The sequence below is a fragment of the Pseudomonas sp. BCA17 genome, assembly GCF_004519405.1.
GTDB lineage: Bacteria > Pseudomonadota > Gammaproteobacteria > Pseudomonadales > Pseudomonadaceae > Aquipseudomonas.
The window spans coordinates 1,498,186-1,518,765 of record NZ_SGWI01000001.1; the positions used below are offsets into that span (position 1 = coordinate 1,498,186).

Below are 20,580 nucleotides of genomic sequence, written 5' to 3' on the forward strand. Positions count from 1 at the left end.
ATGCTTGGAGCAGGCGCCTGCCTACTGTCAGAATTGACAGTTCCGACGCAACGTCACGCTGTATCCGACCAACGGCCGCCTCAGAATCCCTCCAATTCCGCCATCAAATCACTCAACCTATCCACCTTCTCAGCACTGATCTCATTGGCCGCCAACCCGTCGATATACTCAGCCAGCTCCGCCACCGTGCTGCACTCGAACATCGCCCGCAGCGGTACATCGCGCTGCAAGGTCTTCTGCACCCGCGAGGCAATCTGCGTGGCCAGCAATGAATGCCCGCCGAGTTCGAAGAAGTTGTCGTGCACCCCAACACGCTCGACCTTGAGCACCTCGGCCCAGATATCGGCCAGGGTTTGCTCCAGCGCGTTGCGCGCAGCCAGGTAATCCTGGCTGTGCAACTGGCCGATCTCGAGGGCCGGCAAGGCGTTGCGGTCGAGTTTGCCGTTGGCGTTGAGCGGCAGGTGGTCGAGCCACAGCCAGTGCAGCGGCACCATGTATTCCGGCAGCTCGGCGCGCAGGCGTTGCTTGATGCGGTCCAGGCGATCACCGGGCTTGAGGCTCTCATCGGCGGCCACCAAGTAACCCACCAAGTGCTTGCCGTTGACGCCCTCCTGCACGCCGACGGCCGCATCGCGCACTTCCGGTTGTTCGTGCAGGCGCGCTTCGATTTCACCCAGTTCGATGCGGTAGCCGCGGATCTTCACCTGATGGTCGATACGCCCGACGTACTCCAGCACGCCATCGCTGCGCCGACGCGCCAGGTCACCCGTGCGGTAGAGACGTTCGCCCGGTGCGCCAAAGGGGTTCGGCACAAACACCGGCGCGGTGCGCAGCGGGTCGCTGACATAACCGCGACCGACGCCGGTGCCGGCAACGCACAGTTCACCCACAGCGCCTTGGGGCACCAACTCCAAGGCACCATCGAGCACGTACAAACGATTGTTGTCGGTCGGTGTACCAATCGGCAGGTAAGTACCGCGAGTAGCCGCCACGTCGACACGGAAAAACGCCACATCGTCCGAGCATTCCGCCGGGCCATAAGCATTCACCAAGCCAATCTGCGGGTAGCGCAGCAGCCATTGGTGCGCCAGTTCCGGCGGCATGGCCTCACCCGTCGGCAGCATCCAGCGCAGCCCATCCAGGCTCATGCGCTCCTGCGCCAGCATGCCCTGGATCAGCGATGGCACGCTTTCCAGCACGGTAATGCCGTGGGCCTGAACGTGCGCCAGCAATCCCTGCGGATCATGAGCGATGGCGTTCGGTACGATGTCCACCCGCGCGCCAAACAGCGGCGCGGCGAGGAACTGCCACACGGAAATATCGAAACTCTGCGAAGCGGTTTGCGCAATCACGTCAGCGTCGCCCAAGGCCAGGTACGGCACCTTGCTCAACTGGTTATTGAGCATGCCGCGCTGCTCCACCATCACGCCTTTGGGCAGACCCGTGGAGCCCGAGGTATAGATCACATAGGCGAGGTTATCCGGGGCGCTGTAGATGCCTGGGTTTTCCCCACGTGCCGGTACTTCCTCCCACACCAGCAACTGGCAGTCGAAGCCCTCCAGCAGTTCGATGGCCAGCTCGCGGCACGCCTCGGTGCACACCAGCAGCGGTGTGCGGCTCAAGTCGATGATGCTGCGCAGACGCTGGCTCGGCAGGCCCGGGTCGAGCGGCAGGTAGCCGGCACCGGCCTTGAAGCTGCCGATGATCATGCCCAGCAGGTCGAGGCTACGCTCGGCCAGCAACGCCACCGGTTGGTCCAGGCCGACGCCTGCGGCGATCAGCGCGTAGCCCAGGCCGTTACTGCGGCGGTTCAGCTCGTCATAGGTCCAACGCTGCTCCAGGCAACTGACGACAATCCGTTGTGGATGGGCAGCCACCTGTTCTTCGAACAGCTCGATATAGCTGCGTTCCAGCGGGTAGGCCTGTTTGCTCTGGTTACAGCCCTCCACCAGGAAATCGCGCTCCTGCTCGCCAATCAGTGGCAGGTCGGCCATGTCGCCATGGAAGCCCTGCACCAGCGCCAACAGCAGGCGCTTGAATTCGCCGAGCATGCCTTGCACGGTGGTTTCATCGAAATAACGCTGGTCATAGGACAGGTGCAAACCCAGGTCATCGCCGGGGTAGCACACGGCGGTCAACGGGAAGTTGGTGTGGGTGCGGCCGGAGTCCGAAGTGGCGTTCAGGCTTTGTGCGCGGTCCAGCACCGACACTTCCACCGGGGCGTTTTCGAACACGAACAGGCTGTCGAACAGCGGCTGGCCCTTGGGCAACTCACTGTGTTCCTGGATCGTCACCAGCGGCAGGTATTCGTATTCACGCAGCTGCATGTTGCTGTCGAGCAGGCCGCTCAACCACTGGCGCACGCTGCAGCGCTGATCGTCCTCAGGCAGTTTCACGCGCAACGCAATACTGTTGATGAACAGACCGACCGTGCGTTGCATCTCCGGCATTTCCACCGGGCGACCCGCCACGGTGACGCCGAACAGCACATCACGGTCGCCGCTCAGACGGCGCAACACCAAGGCCCACGCGGCCTGGGCGAAGGTATTGACGGTGAGCTGATGGGCCTGGGCCAGTTCGCGCAGTTGTGCGCCGTCGCGGGCATCGAGCCGGGTGTAGCAATCGCCCACCACCATGCCGCCGCTATGGCCTGCGTGTTCGCGCAGGAACGGCCGGTCGCTCGGGATCGGCGTGGTGCGCTCGAACCCTTGCAGGTTCTGCTGCCACCACTGGCGTGCCTCGTTGAGGTTCTGGCGTTGCAGCCAGGCGATGTAGTCGCGATAACGCGGCGGCGTGGCCAGTTGCGCTTCGCGGCCCTCCCCCAGTGCCATATAGATTTCGAAGAAGTCATTCATCAGCAACGAGCGGCACCAGGCATCGATGAGGATGTGGTGGTTGCTCATCATGAACCAGTAGCGCTCAGCGCCGACACGGATCAGACGCAAGTGGAACGGCGCCTGGTTGAGCAGATCGAAACCGGCTTCGCGCTCAGCCTTGAGCAAGGCTTGCAGGCGCGGTTCCTGCTCCTCCTCAGGGTCTTTGCTCCAGTCCAGGTATTCAATCGGCGTGCTGCCCGGCTTGTGGATCACTTGCAGCATGTCTTCGCCGACGTTCCAGCAGAACGACGCACGCAAGGCTTCGTGACGGGAGATCACTGCCTGCCAGGCCTGGGCGAAACGCTGCGGGTCCAGGGCGCTGTTGATGCGGTAGCGGTCCTGCATGTAGTAGAGACCGGTGCCCGGTTCCAGCAAGGTATGCAGCAACAGGCCCTCTTGCATCGGCGTCAGCGGGTAGACGTCCTCGATGGCATTGGCGGGAACCGGCAAGCCATCCAGTTGTGCCTGGGTCAGGTGCGCCAGGGGGAAGTCGGACGGCGTGAGGCCACCGGCATCGTCTTTGAGGCAGTGCGCGATCAGGCTGTGCAATTCGGCCAGGTACCCATCGGCCAGTTGGCGGATGGTCTGAGGGTCGTGACGCTCACGGCTGAAGGTCCAGCGCAGTACCAGCTCCCCGCCGTAGACCTGGCTGTCGACGCTCAGCTCATTGGGCAGCGGTGCATCCGGGTCATGGGCCAGGCCGGCGGACTCATCCAGCGGATGGAACAGTGCATCGGCACCGAAGCTCTGGTCAAACTGGCCAAGGTAGTTGAAGGTGATGTCAGCGTCTGGCAATGCCGCCATGCTGCGTTTGCACAGGTCGTCCGCCAGATAGCGCAGCACACCGTAGCCCAACCCTTTGTGCGGCACGCCGCGCAGTTGCTCCTTGATTGCCTTGATCGATGCGCCCTGCTCTTCAAGCGGAGTGAGGCGCAGCGGATAGGCACTGGTGAACCAACCCACCGTGCGGGTCAGGTCGACCTCGTCGAACAGCGCTTCGCGCCCATGGCCTTCCAACTGAATCAATGCCGAATCGTGACCGCTCCAGCGACACAAAACACGCGCCAGGGCCGTCAACAGCAAATCATTGACCTGGGTGCGATAGGCACTCGGCGCCTGTTGCAGCAGTTGCCGGGTGGACTCGGCATCCAGCCGCACACTGACCGTATCAGCATCGCGGTTGCGCAGCGAACCGTGCGGGCGATCCACCGGCAACGCCACCGATGGGCCTGCCAGTTGCGCCTGCCATACACCCAATTCTTCGCGCAGGGACTCGCTGCCGGCATACGCCTGCAAGCGTGCCGCCCAATCGCGTAGCGCACTGGTCTTGGCCGGCAGGCTGACGGACTGGCCGTCGCTCAGTTGGCGGTAGACCGTTTGCAGGTCTTCGAGCAATACACGCCACGACACGCCGTCCACCACCAGGTGATGGATCGCGATCAGCAGCCGTTGTTGACCTTGCGGGCCATCCACCAGCAAGGCACGCAGCAGCGGCCCGTTGGCCAGGTCGAGGCTGCGCTGAGTGTCGGTGAACAGCGCCGTGCATTGATCCATATCGCGCACGTGCGCCTGCATCAGCACACCGCCTTCGGGTACCGCCAAGTGCTCGGCGTGCCATTGGGCATCGCGTTGGGTGAAGCTCAGGCGCAGGGCGTCGTGGTGTTCCAACACCGCCAGCAAGGCTTGCTCCAGGCGGCGCGGGTCGAGCAGTTGCAGAGGCTGGAGCAGCAGCGCCTGGTTCCAGTGCTGGCGGTTGGGAATCTCGGTTTCGAAGAACCAATGCTGGATCGGCGTGAGCCCCGAGCTGCCGGTGAGCAGGCCCTGTTCGGCGGTGATCCGCTCAGAGCGCGTGGCAACGGCGGCCAGGGTGTGCACCGTCTGGTGCTGGAACAGATCGCGCGGGCTGAAATGAATCCCCGCCTGCCGCGCACGGCTGACCACCTGGATCGACAGGATCGAATCACCGCCCAGCTCGAAAAAGTTATCGTCCAGCCCGACTGGCTGCACGTTCAATACCGCGCCCCAGATCGCCGCCAGGGTTTGCTCCAGCTCGCTACGCGGCGCTACGTACTGTTGGCGATTGGCTTCGGGGTCCGGTTGCGGCAGGGCGCGACGGTCGAGCTTGCCGTTGGCGGTCAATGGCATGCTGTCGAGCACGATCAGGTGCGCGGGCACCATGTAGTCCGGCAATTGCGCCCTGAGGTGAGTCTTGAGCGCTTCGCGCAAGCTGCCGTGGTCGGCGTCGCTGACCAGATACGCCACCAGTTGTTTGCCGCTCGGCGAGTCCAGCGCCAGCACCACGACTTCGCGCACGGCCGCGTGCTCCAGCAGGCGGGTTTCGATCTCACCCAGTTCGATGCGGAAGCCGCGGATCTTCACCTGATGATCGATACGGCCCAGATACTCCACCAGGCCGTCGGCGCGTTGGCGTACCAGGTCGCCGGTGCGATACAGGCGGCCGCCATGGGCCGCGAAGGGGTCGGCAACAAAACGTTCCGCCGTCATGCCCGCACGCTGGTGATAACCCTGGGCCAGGCCGGCACCGCCGACGTACAACTCACCCGTGGCGCCTTGGGGCACCAGGGCCAGGTCGGCGTCGAGAATGTACGCCACGCGGTCACCGATAATGCTGCCGATCGGCACGCTGGCGGCGCCCGCCTCCAACTGCTGCGGCGCCAGGCTGGCCAGCGGCATCACCACGGTTTCGGTCGGGCCGTAGGCGTTGAAGAACACCTCCGGTTGGAACGCCGCGCGAATGCGCTGCAAGTGCTCACCGGTCAGCGCTTCGCCTCCGGTGATGCACATGCGTACCGGCAAGGTCTGATGCTGGGTCGCCAGCCATTGCGCTAACTGGCTGCCGTAGCTCGGCGTGAAGCCCAGGATGTTGATGCGATGGGTGCGGATCAGCCCGCAGATTTCTTCAGCGTCCCATTGGCCTTGGGCGCGCAATACCACCTGCGCACCGCTGAGCAGCGGCACCAGCAAACGCTCGGTGGCGGCGTCGAAATTGATCGAATAAAAGTGCAGCTCACAGTCATCCGCCCGCATACCGAAACGTTCGATCACCGCCAGGCAATGCATGGCGATTTCGCCGTGGCACACCACCACGCCTTTGGGCTTGCCGGTGGAACCGGAGGTGTAGATCAGGTACGCCTGATGCTGTGGCAGGCTGATAAATGGCAGCTCGGTCGCCGGATAGTTGGCCAGCACTGGCAGGTCCTCTTCCAGGCACCAGCACGCCACCGTGGCCGGCAACTCGCCCAGGGCCGCGAACATCGCCGCATCACTGAGCAACAGGCCAATGCCGCTGTCTTCGATCATGTAGTGCAAACGGTCCAGCGGGTATTCCGGGTCCAGCGGCACATAGGCGCCACCGGCCTTGAGGATCGCCAGCAGGCCGACGACCATTTCCAGAGAACGTGGCAGCGCAAGACCCACGCGCACCTGCGGGCCAACACCGCGCTCGCGCAGCATCCAGGCCAGGCGATTGGCACGCTCATCCAGTTCGCGGTAGCTGAGGGTCTCCCCGGCAAAGGTCAGCGCGGGCGCATCGCCGCGCACCGCCGCCTGCCGGCCGAACAGGCCGTGGAGGCACTGGTCGAGACGGTGCTCGCCAGCCTCACGGCCCAAGCTGCCCTGCAACGCACGCTGCTCGTCAGCGGTGAGCAGCGGCAGCTCGCTGAGGCGCTGTTGCGGATCGCCGATCAAGGCTTCCAGCAAGTTGCGCCAATGCTCGGCCATGCGTGCAATACGCGGTTCGTCGAACAGGTCGGTGCTGTAGGTCAGGCAGCAACCCAAGCGCTGGTCGAGGTCGGTGACTTCCAGGTTCAAGTCAAACTTGGTGGCACGGGCATCGTTGGCCAGGTACTCGACAGTCATGCCGGCCAGTTGGCGGCTTTGCTGGAATTCCCAGCGCTGCACGTTGCACATCACCTGGAACAGCGGGTTGTATGCCGCGCTGCGGGTGGGTTGCAGGGCTTCCACCAGATGGTCGAACGGCAGGTCCTGGTGGGACTGGCCTTCGATCACGGTGTGGCGCACCTGCTCGAACAGCTCGCCGACACGCATCTGTCCATTGAGTTGGCAACGCAGTACCTGAGTGTTGAGGAACGCGCCGATCAACCCTTCGCTTTCCGGGCGGATACGGTTGGCCACCGGCGCGCCAATGCGCAGGTCGGTCTGGCCGCTGTAGCGGTAGAGCAGCACGGCCAAAGTGGCGGTCATGGTCATGAACAGGGTGAGGCCGCGCTCGGCATTGAACGCACGCACGCGGGCGGCCAATGCGTCGCTCAGGTCGAAGCGGTATAGCTCGCCCTGGTGACTTTGCACGGGGGGTCGCGGACGGTCGGCGGGCAGTTCGAGCAATGGATGCTCATGGCCCAGTTGCGCAATCCAGTAATCCAGCTGACGCTGACGCTCGCCGGACTCCAGCCACTGGCGCTGCCATACGCTGTAGTCCAGGTATTGCACCGGCAACGGCGCCAGTGGTGAATCGCGCTCGTCGATAAAAGCTTCATAGAGCGCGCTGAGTTCACGGGCAAAGATGTCCATGGCCCAGCCTTCGGTGACGATGTGATGCAGGGTCAGCACCAGGTAGTGTTCCTGCTCACCGGCCTTGACCAGGCATGCACGCAGCAACGGCCCGGTTTCCAGGTTGAAGGGGGTGTGGGCTTCATGGTCGGCCAGTTGCTGCAGGCGTTGCTGGCACTCGGCGGGAGTGAGCGCCGAGAAATCCCGCCAATCCATGCGCAGGCCGGTCTGGCGCGAGACCTTCTGATACGCCACGCCATCAACACTCGGGAAGGTAGTGCGCAGGGTTTCGTGGCGCATGACCAGGGCTTGCAACGCCGCCTCGAAACGCCCCACGTCCAGCACGCCACGCAGGCGCGCCATACCGCCGACGTTGTAGGCCGGGCTGTCCGGTTCCATCTGCCAGAGGAACCACATGCGTTGCTGGGAATAGGACAACGGCACGGGCGCGCTACGGTCGGCCCGGGTGATTGCCGCTTGCTGGTTGCGTTGGCCCGCCGCTTGGATCAGCCCGACTTGCTCGGCAAAAGCGCCCAACTCACTGGCTTCGAATAAAGTACGCAGCGGCAACTCGACGTCACACGCCTGGCGGGTGCGGGAAATGATTTGCGTGGCCAGCAACGAATGGCCACCTAGGGCGAAAAAGTCATCGCGCAGGCCGATACGGTGCAGGCCCAGCACCTCGCGCCAGATCGCGGCGATTTGCTGCTGCAGCGGGGTTTCGGGTTCGACGTGCTCACGCACCTGCCACGCCGGCTCCGGCAGTGCACGACGGTCGATCTTGCCGCTGGGGCTGAGTGGCATCGCGTCCAGGCGCATCAGCAGCGCGGGTACCATGTACTCCGGCAGCTCGGCGGCCAGGGCGCTTTTCACGGCCTGCTCGTCCAGCCCGGCCGGCGCGGTGTAGTAACCGATCAGCTTGGCGTCACGTACCAGCACCACGGCCTGGGCGATGCCATCAAGGGCCAGCAGGCGCGCTTCGATTTCTTCGGGCTCCACACGGAAGCCGCGCAGTTTTACCTGCTGGTCAAGCCGCCCCAGGTATTCCAGCACACCCTCGGCGCTCCAGCGGGCGCGGTCACCGGTGCGATACAGGCGGGTGCCCTGATGGTCCGCAACGAAACGCTCAGCCGTCAGCCCGGCGCGACCGAGGTAACCCCGGGCCAGGCCGATACCGCCGATGCACAACTCACCCGGCACACCCAGCGGCACGGAGTTGAACTGTTCATCCAATACGCGACAGATCACGTTGCCCAACGGCCGGCCAATCGGTGAGCGCTCGCCGTCTTCCACATGGCAGTGCCAGTGGGTGACATTGATCGCGGTTTCGGTCGGGCCATAGCGGTTGTGCAATTGCACGGCCGGCCATTGCGCCAACACGCGGTTGCGCAGCTCGGCGGACAACGCCTCGCCACCGGAGAACAGGCGACGCAGGCTGGTGCATTCAGCGGCGAGCGGCTCGTCGATAAACAGCTGTAACAGCGGCGGCACAAAGTGCAACGTGGTCACGCCGTGCTCTTGCACCAGTTGCGCAATGCGCTGCGGATCGCGATGTTCGCCCGGACCGGCCAGCACCAACCGGCAGCCGGTGATCAGTGGCCAGAAGCATTCCCATACCGACACGTCGAAACTGATCGGCGCCTTTTGCATCAGCACGTCGGTATCATCGAGTGCATAGGTGGCCTGCATCCACTGCAAGCGCTCGGCCAGGGCCGCATGGGTATTCCCCACGCCTTTGGGCTGGCCGGTGGAGCCTGAGGTGTAGATCACATAGGCAAGGTTGTCGCCGTGCAGGTGCAAGCCCGGCGCCTGGGTCGGCCAACTGTCGAGGTGCAGGCTGTCCATGGCGATCACACAGACATCGTCGGCCACCGGGAGTCGTTCGAGCAACGCCGTTTGGGTCAGCAACAAGTGTGCGCGACTGTCCTTGAGCATGTAGGCCAGGCGTTCGGCGGGGTAATCCGGGTCCAGCGGCACATAGGCGCCACCCGCCTTGACGATCGCCAGCAAGCCGATCAGCAGTTGCGGTGATCGTTCGGCGGCAATGGCTACGCACACGTCCGGACCAACGCCTTTGTCACGCAGGTAATGGGCCAGGCGGTTGGCCTGGGTGTGCAGTTGGGCGAAGGTCAGGCTGCCGTCCTGCCAGACCAGCGCCGTGTTGTCCGAAACCTGTTGATTGAGCCGTTCGGGCAGCCACTGTGTGGCCGGGGCGCACGGCGCTTCACTCCATGGAGCCTGCTCGTTGCCTTGCATCAGCTTCAGGTCGCCGATGGCTTGCTGTGGTTGCTCGCACGCGGCGCGCAGCAGGTTGATGAAGTGCTCGGCCAGACGCTCGATGCTGCGGCTTTCGAACAGTTCATCGGCGTAGTCGAACGACAGGCTCAGGCGCCCGTTGCGGTCTTCTTCGCTATGCAGTTGCAGGTCGAACTTGGCTTCGCGACTGTGCCATGGCAACTCATCGGCGAGCATGCCCGGCAGACGGCGCAGCGCGCTCAAGTCGCGTTGCTGGTGGTTGAACATCACCTGGAACAGGCCCTGCTCGCGGGCTTGAGGGAAGGCTTCGAGCAGTTGTTCGAACGGCAGATCCTGGTGGGCTTGCGCGCCCAGCGCCGATTGGCGCGTGGCAGCCAGCAATTGATTGAAAGGCAGGCGCCCGTCCACCTCGGCGCGCAGCACCAAGGTGTTGATGAAGAACCCGATCAAGCCTTGGGTTTCCTGGCGTGGGCGGTTGGCATTCGGCACACCGATGCGAATATCGCGCTGGCCACTGTAGCGGTAAAGCAGGCTTTGGAACGCCGCCAGCAACACCATGAACGGGGTCGACTCATTAGCCCGGGCGGTCCGGCGAACCGCCTCGCTGAGGTCCGCACTCAGGCGCACGCTATGGCGCGAAGCGCTGTGATTGCGCTGCGCCGAACGCGGATGGTCGGTGGCCAGGCTCAGGGCCGGATGCTCCTCACCCAACTGCGCCCGCCAGTACGCCAGTTGTCGCTGGCCTTCGCCCTCGTCCAGCCATTGGCGCTGCCAACTGCCGTAGTCGGCGTATTGCAGGGCCAGTGGCGGCAATTCCAGGGGCTGGCCCTGAGTCGCGGCAGCGTACAGGCGTGAGAATTCGTCGATCAGGATGTTCAGCGACCAGCCGTCGGCGATGATGTGGTGCAGGGTCACCCACAGTTGATGGTCTTCGTCGTCCAGGCGTACCAGGGTCACCCGCAGCAGCGGGCCCTTTTCCAGATCGAACGGAGTGCGCGCTTCGTCTTCACGAATCTTTCGGGCACGGGATTCCCGCTCGGCAACCGGCAGGTCGCTGAGGTCGATGATTGGCAGATCGAAATCGATGGTGTTATCGACACGCTGGAACGCCTGGCCCTCACGCTCGTAAAAGCGTATGCGCAGGGCTTCGTGGCGCTGGATCAGCTGCCGGAAGCTGAAACGCACGGCGTCTTCATCCAGCTCACCGCGCAGGCGCAGGGCGCCGGGAATGGTGTAGGCACTGCTTTGCGGGTCCAACTGCCAGGTGATCCACAGGCGGTTCTGTGCCAGGGATTGGGGCAGCTCGTCCTGACGCGACAGCGCATGAATCGCGCCTTGGGCTACGCCGCCGTCCTCTTGCAATTGCGCAACGTCGGCGGCAAACGCCGACAGGGTCGGCGCTTCGAACAGCATGCGCAGGTTCAGTTCCAGGCCCAGGGTTTCACGCAAACGCGCGACGACCTGCGTGGCGGTGATGGAGTTGCCGCCGAGCAGAAAGAAATGGTCGTCAGCCGCGACCGTGGCCACCTGCAACTGCTCGCACCAGATCGCCGCAATCTGCTTTTGCAGTTCCGATGCCAGTGCCGCATGGCTGGCTTCAGCTTGCACATCCGGGAACTGCGCATAGCTGTCGAGGCTGCCGTCGGCATGGCGAAGGGCGCACGCCGCGCGCTGCACCTTGCCGCTGGAGGTCTTCGGCAAGCCACCAGGATTAAGTAGCACCACCACGCTGGGCGCTTCTTGACAGGCCTCGGCCACGGCTTGGCGAATGGCTTTGATCAAAACTTCGGGCGGCAGGATTTTCTGCACGCTGCGGCTGATTTCTGCAGCGATACCGATGCCTTCCAGGCCGTGGTCCTGCACCGCGAACGCGGCGACCCGCCCCTTGCGCACCCCTTCAACTTCACGCTCGATGTTCTGTTCGATGTCCTGGGGATACAGGTTGTGGCCGCGCACGATCAGCAGGTCCTTGAGGCGGCCCGTGATGTACACCTCGCCGTCGCGGATAAAACCCAGGTCGCCGGTACGCAGCCAGGTACGACCGGCATGCTGCACAAAGGTCTTGGCGGTGGCTTCTGGATTGCGCCAGTAACCGTGGGCGATGCTCGGCCCGGTGGCCCAGAGTTCACCGATACAGTTATCAGGCAACTCGCTCAAGCTCTGCGGATCGGCGATCAGCACTGCATGTTCCGGTTGGCTGGTGCCGCAACTCATGATCGCACTGCCCTGCCCCGGCGCGGCGCGGTTGGCGGCCAGGGCCTGTTCATCCACACGCAAGGCCGGGATGCCGTGACCACGCGTGCCGCCGGCCACAAACAGGGTCGCTTCGGCCAGGCCGTAGGACGCGAAGAAACTGTCCGGGGTAAAACCGCAGGCCGCGAACTTCTCGGCGAAGCGTTCCAGGGTGTCGAGACGGATCGGTTCGGAGCCTGAATACGCCACGCGCCATTGGCTCAAATCCAGGCGTTCCAGGGCCGAGTCGCTGACCCGTTCACTGCACAGTCGATAGGCGAAATCCGGTCCGCCGCTGATGGTGCCGCCGTATTCGCTGATCGCTTCCAGCCAGCGCAATGGCCGCCCGAGAAAGTACGCCGGCGCCATCAATACGCAGGGCACGCCGCTGAAAATCGGTTGCAGCAGCCCGCCGATCAGGCCCATGTCGTGATACAGCGGCAGCCAGCTGACAATCACGTCGTCCGGGTTCAGGTCGATACCGAAACCGCGACGGATCAGTACTTCGTTGGCAACGAGGTTGCCATGGCTGACTTGCACGCCCTTGGGCAATGCGGTGGAACCTGAGGTGTATTGCAGGAAGGCAATGTCGTCAGCCTGCAGCTCGGGCTCAATCCAACGATCAGCGATAGCCGTGTCCAGGCTGTCGACGCTTAACACAGGCGGCGCGTTGTCGATCTGCGCCAGGCCATCGCCAAGGCTGGCGATGGTCAACAGCAGACGCGGCTCGGCGTCCTTGATGATCGACAGCAAGCGCTCCTGGTGATGCCGACGCGTGGACTCCGGCGGGTAGGCGGGCACCGCGATCACTCCGGCGTACAGGCAACCAAAGAACGCCGCGACGTAATCCGGGCCGCTGGGGAACAGCAGCACCGCACGGTCGCCCATTGCCGCATTGGCTTGCAAGGCAGCGGCGATGGTGCGGGCACGCTGGTCCAGGTCGCGGTAGCTGAGCACAACACAGTGCTCGGCGGATTCGGCGAGGAAGCGCAGGGCGACCTGGTCCGGGGTCTGCGCGGCGCGACGTTGTAGGGACTGAACCAGGGTGCGGGGAAGTTCGAAGGCGTCCATCATGGGGTTCCTGCCTGAAATCGGCTTACGGGAAAATCGGAAATTGGAAGGCGTTCAGCCGGCGATCCGCTGCCGCGCCGCGCCAGTGCGCCAGCGGGCCAGGTGCTCATCGGCATAGCGACGCAGGCAACGCAGCACCGCGCTTTCGTGCTGCACGAGAAAGAAGTGATGGCCGTCGAACATGTCCAGGGAGAAACCACTGGCGGCATCGATCTGCCAGTCCAGCAACTGGTCGGCACGCACGCTGTCTTGCTTGCCGCCGAACACATGGATGGGCATGCGCAGCGGCTCACGCTCGCCATAGCTGAAGCTGCCGCACAGCAGAAAATCGGCGCGCAGGATCGGCAGCATCAATTGCATCAATTCAGGGTTGGCCAGGGCTTCTTCGGCGGTGCCCTGCAGTTCTCGCAGGCGGGCGATCAGTTGTTCATCCGTCTTTTCGATGGCGTATTCGCTGACATCGCGACGGGCCGGGCCAGCCGTGCCGGAAGCGAACAGCGCCAGCGGCGCGGGCACATCGCGCAGGCTCAGTGCATGGGCCAACTCAAAGGCCAGCAGGCCACCGAGGCTATGACCGAAGAGCGCATAGGGACCGTCCAGGCTGCGGCTGATTTCATCGGCAAGCTGGGCCGCCAAGACCTTGATGTCACGCTGCAACGGCTCGTCCATGCGCATGCCGCGCCCTGGCAATTCCAGCGGGCACACGTGCAACCAGTCCGGCAAGGCGCGGCGCCAGCGGGCGTAAACCGAGGCGCTGGCACCCGAGTGGGGCAGGCAGAACAGGCGTAGACGGGTGGGCGTGCTCATGGTTTTAGGACTCCCCACTGAAACACGCTGCTTGCACGGTAAAAACCCATCTCGCCCTCCTGCGGGTGTTGATCCCTGGCCGTTTCGCTAACGGACCTGTCACCCATGAGAACGGACGGTGTCTTCAAATAATTAGTCCCCGAGGACGAGCGAGACGCGGTTCACACCTTGCAGATGAGCATAAGATTAGTTCTTCCTCTCATTTGACAATAATTATCATTAAGCATAATTTGTTGCCCGATGTGTAGGAGGCTTCAGCACGGACGCCCTCCCCTAACCTCTTTTGCGACAAGGTGATTTCCATGACGGAACAAGTATCCACAGGCAGGTGCGACTCACCGCTTCTCCAGGCGTTCGTCGACAATCGGCTGATCCTGGTGAAGATTGCGGCGCGAATTACCGGGTGTCGCTCCCGCGCTGAAGACGTCGTGCAAGACGCCTACTTTCGTCTGCAATCGGCGCCGACGATCACCTCATCGTTCAAGGCGCAACTGAGCTATCTGTTCCAGATCGTGCGCAACCTGGCGATCGATCACTACCGCAAGCAGGCGCTGGAACTCAAGTACTCGGGACCGGAAGAGGAAGGTCTGAATGTGGTGATTCACGGTGCATCACCCGAAACCTCCCACATTAATTTCAACACCCTGGAAAACATCGCCGACGCCCTGACCGAGTTGCCGCAGCGCACCCGCTATGCGTTCGAGATGTACCGCCTGCACGGCGTGCCGCAAAAGGACATCGCCAAGGAGCTGGGCGTGTCGCCGACCCTGGTGAATTTCATGATTCGGGATGCGCTGGTGCACTGCCGCAAGGTATCGGGCAGCCACAGCGATACGTTCGCTCGGCGGGTGTAGCTTCAGGGCACCGGCATCACATCAATGCGATACGGCTCGAAAATCTTCAGCATCTGGCCGTTATCGCGCAACTGCTTGAGCAACGCGGCGAACGCCTCCCCGGTGATCGGCGCTTTCGGGCGCAGCAAGGCGTAGTGGTGATACACCTGGTCGATGCGTTCCGATACCAGGAATTTCCCGGCCATGTCCGTGTTGCGCACCATGAAATCGCTCAGGTACGAACGCGTCACCAACGCAATATCGGCACGCCCACGCACGACCATCAGCAGGTTGCTGTCATGGGAATAGGTCAGCGTCGCATTGAAATGCTCGGCCAGGTATTTGGGGTCGGCGTTGAAGTTGGCGAACGCGTAGTGATAGCCGCTGAACACGGCCAGGCGTTTGCCGGCCAGGTCGGCGAAATACTGCTGGTCGCGATCAGGCTCGCGCTGGGCGACGAAGATTTCCGCGTCTTCCAGGCCCATGTCGACGCTGGTGTGGGCAATGCCCTGCCAGCCCCAATCGGGATTTTCGAAGATCGCCATGTCGACCCGACCCTGCTCGAAATCCCTGAAACGCCGTGGAATAGAGGTAGGCACCAGTACAAACTGGTAATCGCTTTGCAGCGTGTTCAGGGCTTCCACCAATTGCGGCAGTATGCCGGTGTCCGCCCCTTGTTCGGGACGCACGGTGTAGGGCGGAAAATGCGCAGCACCGATCCTCACCAATTGCGCAGCGGATGCCGGCATCCACCCTACGGTGCCCACTGCCCATAATGTAAGTCCTGCAGCCAGCCGCCATGGCGAAAACATCGAGGCACACACCGTTCAACACTTTGATGGCGATAAGCTAGGCGTTTTTCCCAGGCGAGACAACTTTCGGCGCCAAATTAATAGCTTGCGCCTCAATCGGCCTTCAGCACCATCAGCAGGGCTTCTTCAGCCAATTGCTCAAGCGTCAGGCTGCCCTGGGCACGAAACCACGTGGTGGTCCAGGACAACGCGCCGGTCAGGAAGCGCCGCGTAATAAACACATCGCCCCTGATATAACCGGCGGCCTTCGCCTCCCCCAGCACTTGCAGCCAGATAGCTTCGTACACATCGCGCAGGGCCAGCACCTGGGCCTGGCCTTCGGCCGACAACGAGCGCCATTCGTACACCAGCACCGCCATGGCCTCACCACTGCCCCCCATGATCGACTGCAATTCGCAGCGGATCAGCGCCAGCACGCGTTCGCGCACGTTCGTCGCGTCTTCAAGGGATGCACGCATCATCGCGGTGTTGTAGTGAATGGTTTCCTCCATCACCGCACGCAGGATCTCGTCCTTGCTCTTGAAGTGATGAAAGATGCTGCCGGACTGGATACCCACGGCGCTGGCCAGGTCGCGCACGGTGGTGCGTTCAAAGCCTTTGTTGCGAAACAGGTGAGCCGCGGTTTGCAGCAACTTGCCCCGGGCACTGTCGGGGTCGGTCAATTGGCCGCCATCGACCATGGTGCGCATCACCCGTTGGGCTTTGTGCTCATCCATGCTGCTCTCCTTCACTTCTACTGACGTCTTGGGCGGCAATTTAGGCTGTGACCGCCACCCAAGCAAGCGCTTGGGTAAAACTTGTGTCGAGAGTTTACAAACCAAGCGCTTGCTTGGTAGTCTCGACGTCAGCCATTCGAGGAAGGATTTCTCATGAGCAACACGGTTCGTATCGGCTGTGCCAGCGCTTTCTGGGGCGACACCAGCACTGCTGCCGCCCAGTTGGTGCAGGGCGGCGCGCTGGATTACCTGGTGTTTGACTACCTGGCGGAAGTCACGATGTCGATCCTCGCCGGGGCGCGAATGAAAAACGCCCAGGCCGGCTACGCCACCGACTTCGTCGACGTGCTCACGCCACTGCTGGCCGACATCCAGCGCCAGGGCATCCGCGTGATCAGCAACGCCGGTGGTATCCATCCGCAAGCGTGCGCCGCTGCCCTGCAAGCGGCCTGCGATAAAGCCCGGGTGCCCTTGAAAATCGCTGTGCTGCTGGGCGACGACCTGCACCCCCAGCTCAAACAGCTGCGCGGCATCACCGACATGTTCAACGGCGCGCCCCTGCCGCCAGCCTGTGTGTCCGCCAACGCTTATCTCGGCGCCCCGGGCATCGTCCAGGCGCTTGATCTGGGTGCCGATATCGTCATCACCGGCCGGGTGGTCGACAGCGCCGTGGTCAGCGCAGCGCTGGTGCATGAGTTCGGCTGGTCCTGGCAGGATTATGACCGCCTGGCCCAAGCCGCGCTGGCCGGGCACATTATCGAATGCGGCGCGCAGTGCACCGGCGGCAACTTCACCGATTGGCGCGACGTGCCGGACTACGAACACATCGGTTTCCCCATCGTCGAGGTGAGCGCCGACGGTCAGTTCACGGTGAACAAAGTCGACGGTACGGGCGGCTTGATCAGTGAACTCAGCGTGGCCGAACAACTGTTGTATGAAATCGGCGACCCGCGTGCGTACCTGTTGCCCGATGTGATCTGCGATTTCAGCCAGGTCCGATTGCAGCAACAGGGCAAAAACTGCGTCCGCCTGCACGGCGCCAAGGGTTTGCCGCCCACTGCGCAGTACAAAGTCAGCGCCACTTACCTCGACGGGTTCCGCTGCACCGCCAGTTGCCTGCTCGCCGGGATCGATGCGGTGGCCAAGGCCGACCGCGTCAGCCAGGCAATCATCCAAAAGACCTCGGAGCTGTTCATCCAGCGCGGCTGGGGCCCCTACAGTGAAGTGAATATCGAACTGCTGGGCAGCGAAGCCACCTACGGCGCCCACGCCCAACGCCACGACAGCCGCGAGGTGGTGGTGAAGCTCGCCGTACGGCACCCGAACAAGCAGGCGCTGGAGCTGTTCGCCCGTGAAATCGCCCAGGCGGCGACGGGCATGGCACCAGGCTTGACCGGTATCGTCGGCGGGCGGCCTTCGGTCTATCCGTTGATCCGGCTGTTTTCGTTCCTGATCGATAAAACGGCGTGTGAGCCGCTGATCGAGTTCCAGGGCCAGCGCCACGCCTGCGCGTTGCCGCCCGCTCATGCGCTCGTCACGCCCACCGCGCCGCTCGATCCGCCCAAGCCTCAGGGCCGTGCAGACGCCAGCGTACCGTTGGTGAAACTCGCCGTGGCGCGCTCCGGCGACAAGGGCAACCACAGTAATATCGGGGTGATCGCCCGTGACCCCGAATACCTGCCGTGGATCGCCGAAGTGCTGACCCCGGAGGTGATCGTCGATTGGATGGGCCATGTGCTCGACCCACTCCACGGCCGCGTCGAGCGCTGGTATTTGCCCGGCAGCCACAGCCTGAACTTCCTGTTGGAAAACGCTCTGGGCGGCGGCGGTATTGCCAGCCTGCGCATCGACCCGCAAGGCAAGGCGTTTGCCCAGCAACTGCTGGAAATCCCCATCGGCGTGCCGCAGCACATTGCCGACCAACTCAGCTAAAGGAGCGTTGCCGTGGCCTTCGACTCGATCTTCAAAGCCGACCTCTTCCAGGGGCAAACCGTCATAGTCACGGGAGGCGGCAGCGGCATAGGTCGTTGCACCGCCCATGAACTGGCGGCCCTGGGCGCCAACGTGATACTCATTGGGCGCAAACCGGAAAAACTGCAGACGGTGGCGGCGGAAATTGCCGAAGACGGCGGCAGCGCCCATTGGCTGGCTTGCGATATCCGCGATGAAGAGGCGGTGAAAACCCGGGTCAGCCAGATCATCGGCGAGCACGGCCCGATCCACGGGTTGGTGAATAACGCCGGCGGCCAGTACCCTGCGCCGCTGGCGTCGATCAACCAGAAAGGCTTTGAAACCGTACTGCGTACCAACCTGGTCGGCGGCTTTCTGATGGCCCGTGAAGTGTTCAACCAATCCATGAGCAAGCACGGCGGCGCCATCGTCAACATGCTTGCCGACATGTGGGGTGGCATGCCCGGCATGGGCCACTCCGGGGCGGCCCGTTCGGGCATGGATAACTTCACCAAGACCGCCGCGTTCGAATGGGGTTACGCCGGTGTGCGGGTCAATGCCGTCGCGCCGGGCTGGATCGCTTCCAGCGGCATGGACACCTACGAAGGTGCGTTCAAGGCGGTGATCCCGACGCTGCGCGAACATGTGCCGCTCAAGCGCATCGGCACCGAGTCGGAAGTCAGCGCCGCCATTGTGTTCCTGCTCAGCCCCGCCGCCGCCTTTATCAGCGGCAGCACGTTACGCATCGACGGCGCCGCCAGCCTGGGCAGCCGAGCCTGGCCGCTGAACAAGGCACAGCCACCCAGCGAGCCGTTCAATGGTTTTCACCGTGCGTATGTGCCCGATGTGCTCAAGGCGGAGCAATAAACCATGCCGGTGATCGAAACGCTGATCGACATCCATAGCCCGCAATTCGCGCAAAACCGTGAAGCCATGTTGACGAGTCTTCAGCAGTTGCGCCAACTGGAACAGAACCTGCTGAGCAAAGCACAGGATGCCAAGCCCAAGTTCGACAAACGCAACCAACTGCTGCCCCGCGAACGCCTCAACCTGCTGCTGGACCCTGGCGCACCGTTTCTCGAACTGGCCAGCCTGGCCGGCTACAAACTCCACGACGACAAAGACGGCAGCGCCGCCGGGGGCGGATTGATCGCCGGCATCGGTTACGTCAGCGGTGTGCGCATGCTGGTAGTGGCCAATAACAGCGCGATCAAGGGCGGGACTATTTCCCCCACGGGCCTGAAGAAGTCCCTGCGCCTGCAACAGATCGCCATGGAGAACAAACTGCCGGTGGTGACCCTGGCGGAAAGTGGCGGCGCAAACCTCAACTACGCTGCCGAGATTTTTGTCGAAGGGGCACGCAGCTTTGCCAACCAGGCGCGCATGTCGGCCATGGGCTTGCCGCAGATCACCGTGGTGCACGGCTCGGCCACGGCGGGCGGAGCCTATCAGCCGGGGCTGTCGGATTACGTGGTGGTAGTGCGCGGCAAAGCCAAGCTGTTCCTGGCCGGGCCGCCGCTGCTCAAGGCCGCCACCGGCGAAGTGGCGACCGATGAACAATTAGGTGGCGCCGAAATGCATGCGCAAACCGCCGGCACGGCAGAGTACCTGGCGGAAAATGATGCGGATGGCGTGCGTATCGTGCGCGAAATCGTCGACCTGCTGCCGTGGAATGATCGTCTGCCGCCCGCCTCGAAACGGCCTTACACAGAGCCGCTGTATCCCATCGACGAACTGCTGGGACTGATCCCCGATGACCCGAAAAAGCCCTACGACGTGCGTGAAATCCTCGCGCGCCTGGCCGACGGTTCGGCTTTCCTGGAATTCAAGGGCGAGTTCGATGCCCACACCGTCTGCGGCCACTTGCACATCCAGGGTCGTGCCGTTGGGGTGATCGGCAATAACGGCCCGATCACGCCCAAGGGTGCCAGCAAAGCGGCGCAGTTTATCCAGCTGTGCGACCAGAGCCGCACACCGCTGCTGTTTCTGCACAACACCACCGGTTTCATGGTCGGCACCGAATCGGAACAGCAAGGCGTGATCAAGCACGGCGCGAAGATGATTCAGGCGGTGGCCTCTGCGCGGGTGCCCAAGCTCACGATTGTGGTCGGCGGTTCCTACGGCGCCGGCAACTATGCCATGTGCGGCCGCGGCCTGGACCCGCGGTTCATCTTCGCCTGGCCCAACAGCCGCACGGCAGTGATGGGCGGCGCACAAGCGGGCAAGGTGCTGCGCATCGTCACCGAGGCCAAGCAATTGAAAGACGGCCTGGTGCCCGACCCCAAGGTGCTGGACATGCTGGAACAGGTGACCGCGCAGAAACTCGACAGTCAATCCACGGCACTGTATGGCAGCGCCAATCTGTGGGATGACGGGCTGATAGATCCCCGCGATACGCGCACGTTGCTGGGGCTGCTGCTGGATATCTGCCACGAAGCCGAGGTCAGGCAGTTGCAGCCCAACAGTTTTGGTGTAGCGCGTTTCTAACAGGAGAACA

Annotated in this window: 8 protein-coding genes; 4 read left to right on the forward strand and 4 right to left on the reverse strand. The window is 63.2% G+C overall.

From position 1 onward, the window contains the following. Positions 1-80: 80 nt before the first annotated feature. Positions 81-12,968 (reverse strand): non-ribosomal peptide synthetase, encoded by a 12,888-nt coding sequence (locus EXW71_RS06950; protein ID WP_134656866.1) that lies wholly within the window; start codon positions 12,966-12,968, stop codon positions 81-83. Positions 12,969-13,019: 51 nt separating this feature from the next. Further along, the gene (locus EXW71_RS06955) at positions 13,020-13,772 is read right to left on the reverse strand and encodes a thioesterase II family protein (protein ID WP_134656867.1); all 753 of its coding nucleotides are present in this window, start codon (positions 13,770-13,772) and stop codon (positions 13,020-13,022) included. Positions 13,773-14,074: 302 nt separating this feature from the next. On the opposite strand from EXW71_RS06955, the gene EXW71_RS06960 reads away from it, so the two are divergent. After that, entirely contained in the window at positions 14,075-14,626 is a 552-nt protein-coding gene (locus tag EXW71_RS06960; RefSeq protein ID WP_034117025.1) for an RNA polymerase factor sigma-70, read from the forward strand. A gap of 2 nt (positions 14,627-14,628) precedes the next feature. Here EXW71_RS06960 and EXW71_RS06965 read toward each other — a convergent pair whose 3' ends face one another. Further along, positions 14,629-15,417: an ABC transporter substrate-binding protein gene (locus tag EXW71_RS06965; protein WP_134656868.1), complete on the reverse strand. Its 789-nt coding sequence runs from the start codon at positions 15,415-15,417 to the stop codon at positions 14,629-14,631. Positions 15,418-15,509: 92 nt separating this feature from the next. Continuing rightward, the gene (locus tag EXW71_RS06970) at positions 15,510-16,133 is read right to left on the reverse strand and encodes a TetR/AcrR family transcriptional regulator (protein WP_123717541.1); all 624 of its coding nucleotides are present in this window, start codon (positions 16,131-16,133) and stop codon (positions 15,510-15,512) included. 153 nt (positions 16,134-16,286) lie between these two features. Here EXW71_RS06970 and EXW71_RS06975 point away from each other — a divergent pair, with 153 nt between their 5' ends. From EXW71_RS06975 to EXW71_RS06985, 3 genes are read left to right on the forward strand one after another with little or no spacing between them, the layout of a single operon-like run. Beyond that, positions 16,287-18,065 carry an acyclic terpene utilization AtuA family protein gene (locus EXW71_RS06975; protein WP_134656869.1) on the forward strand — a complete coding sequence of 593 codons (1,779 nt, stop codon included), beginning with the start codon at positions 16,287-16,289 and terminating at the stop codon, positions 18,063-18,065. Between the two features lie 12 nt (positions 18,066-18,077). Further along, positions 18,078-18,950, forward strand: coding sequence for an SDR family oxidoreductase (locus EXW71_RS06980; protein ID WP_134656870.1), 873 nt, complete (start codon positions 18,078-18,080; stop codon positions 18,948-18,950). Positions 18,951-18,953: 3 nt separating this feature from the next. Further along, positions 18,954-20,570, forward strand: a complete 1,617-nt coding sequence (locus EXW71_RS06985; RefSeq protein WP_134656871.1) for an acyl-CoA carboxylase subunit beta — start codon at positions 18,954-18,956, stop codon at positions 20,568-20,570. The last annotated feature ends 10 nt before the right edge of the window (positions 20,571-20,580 follow it).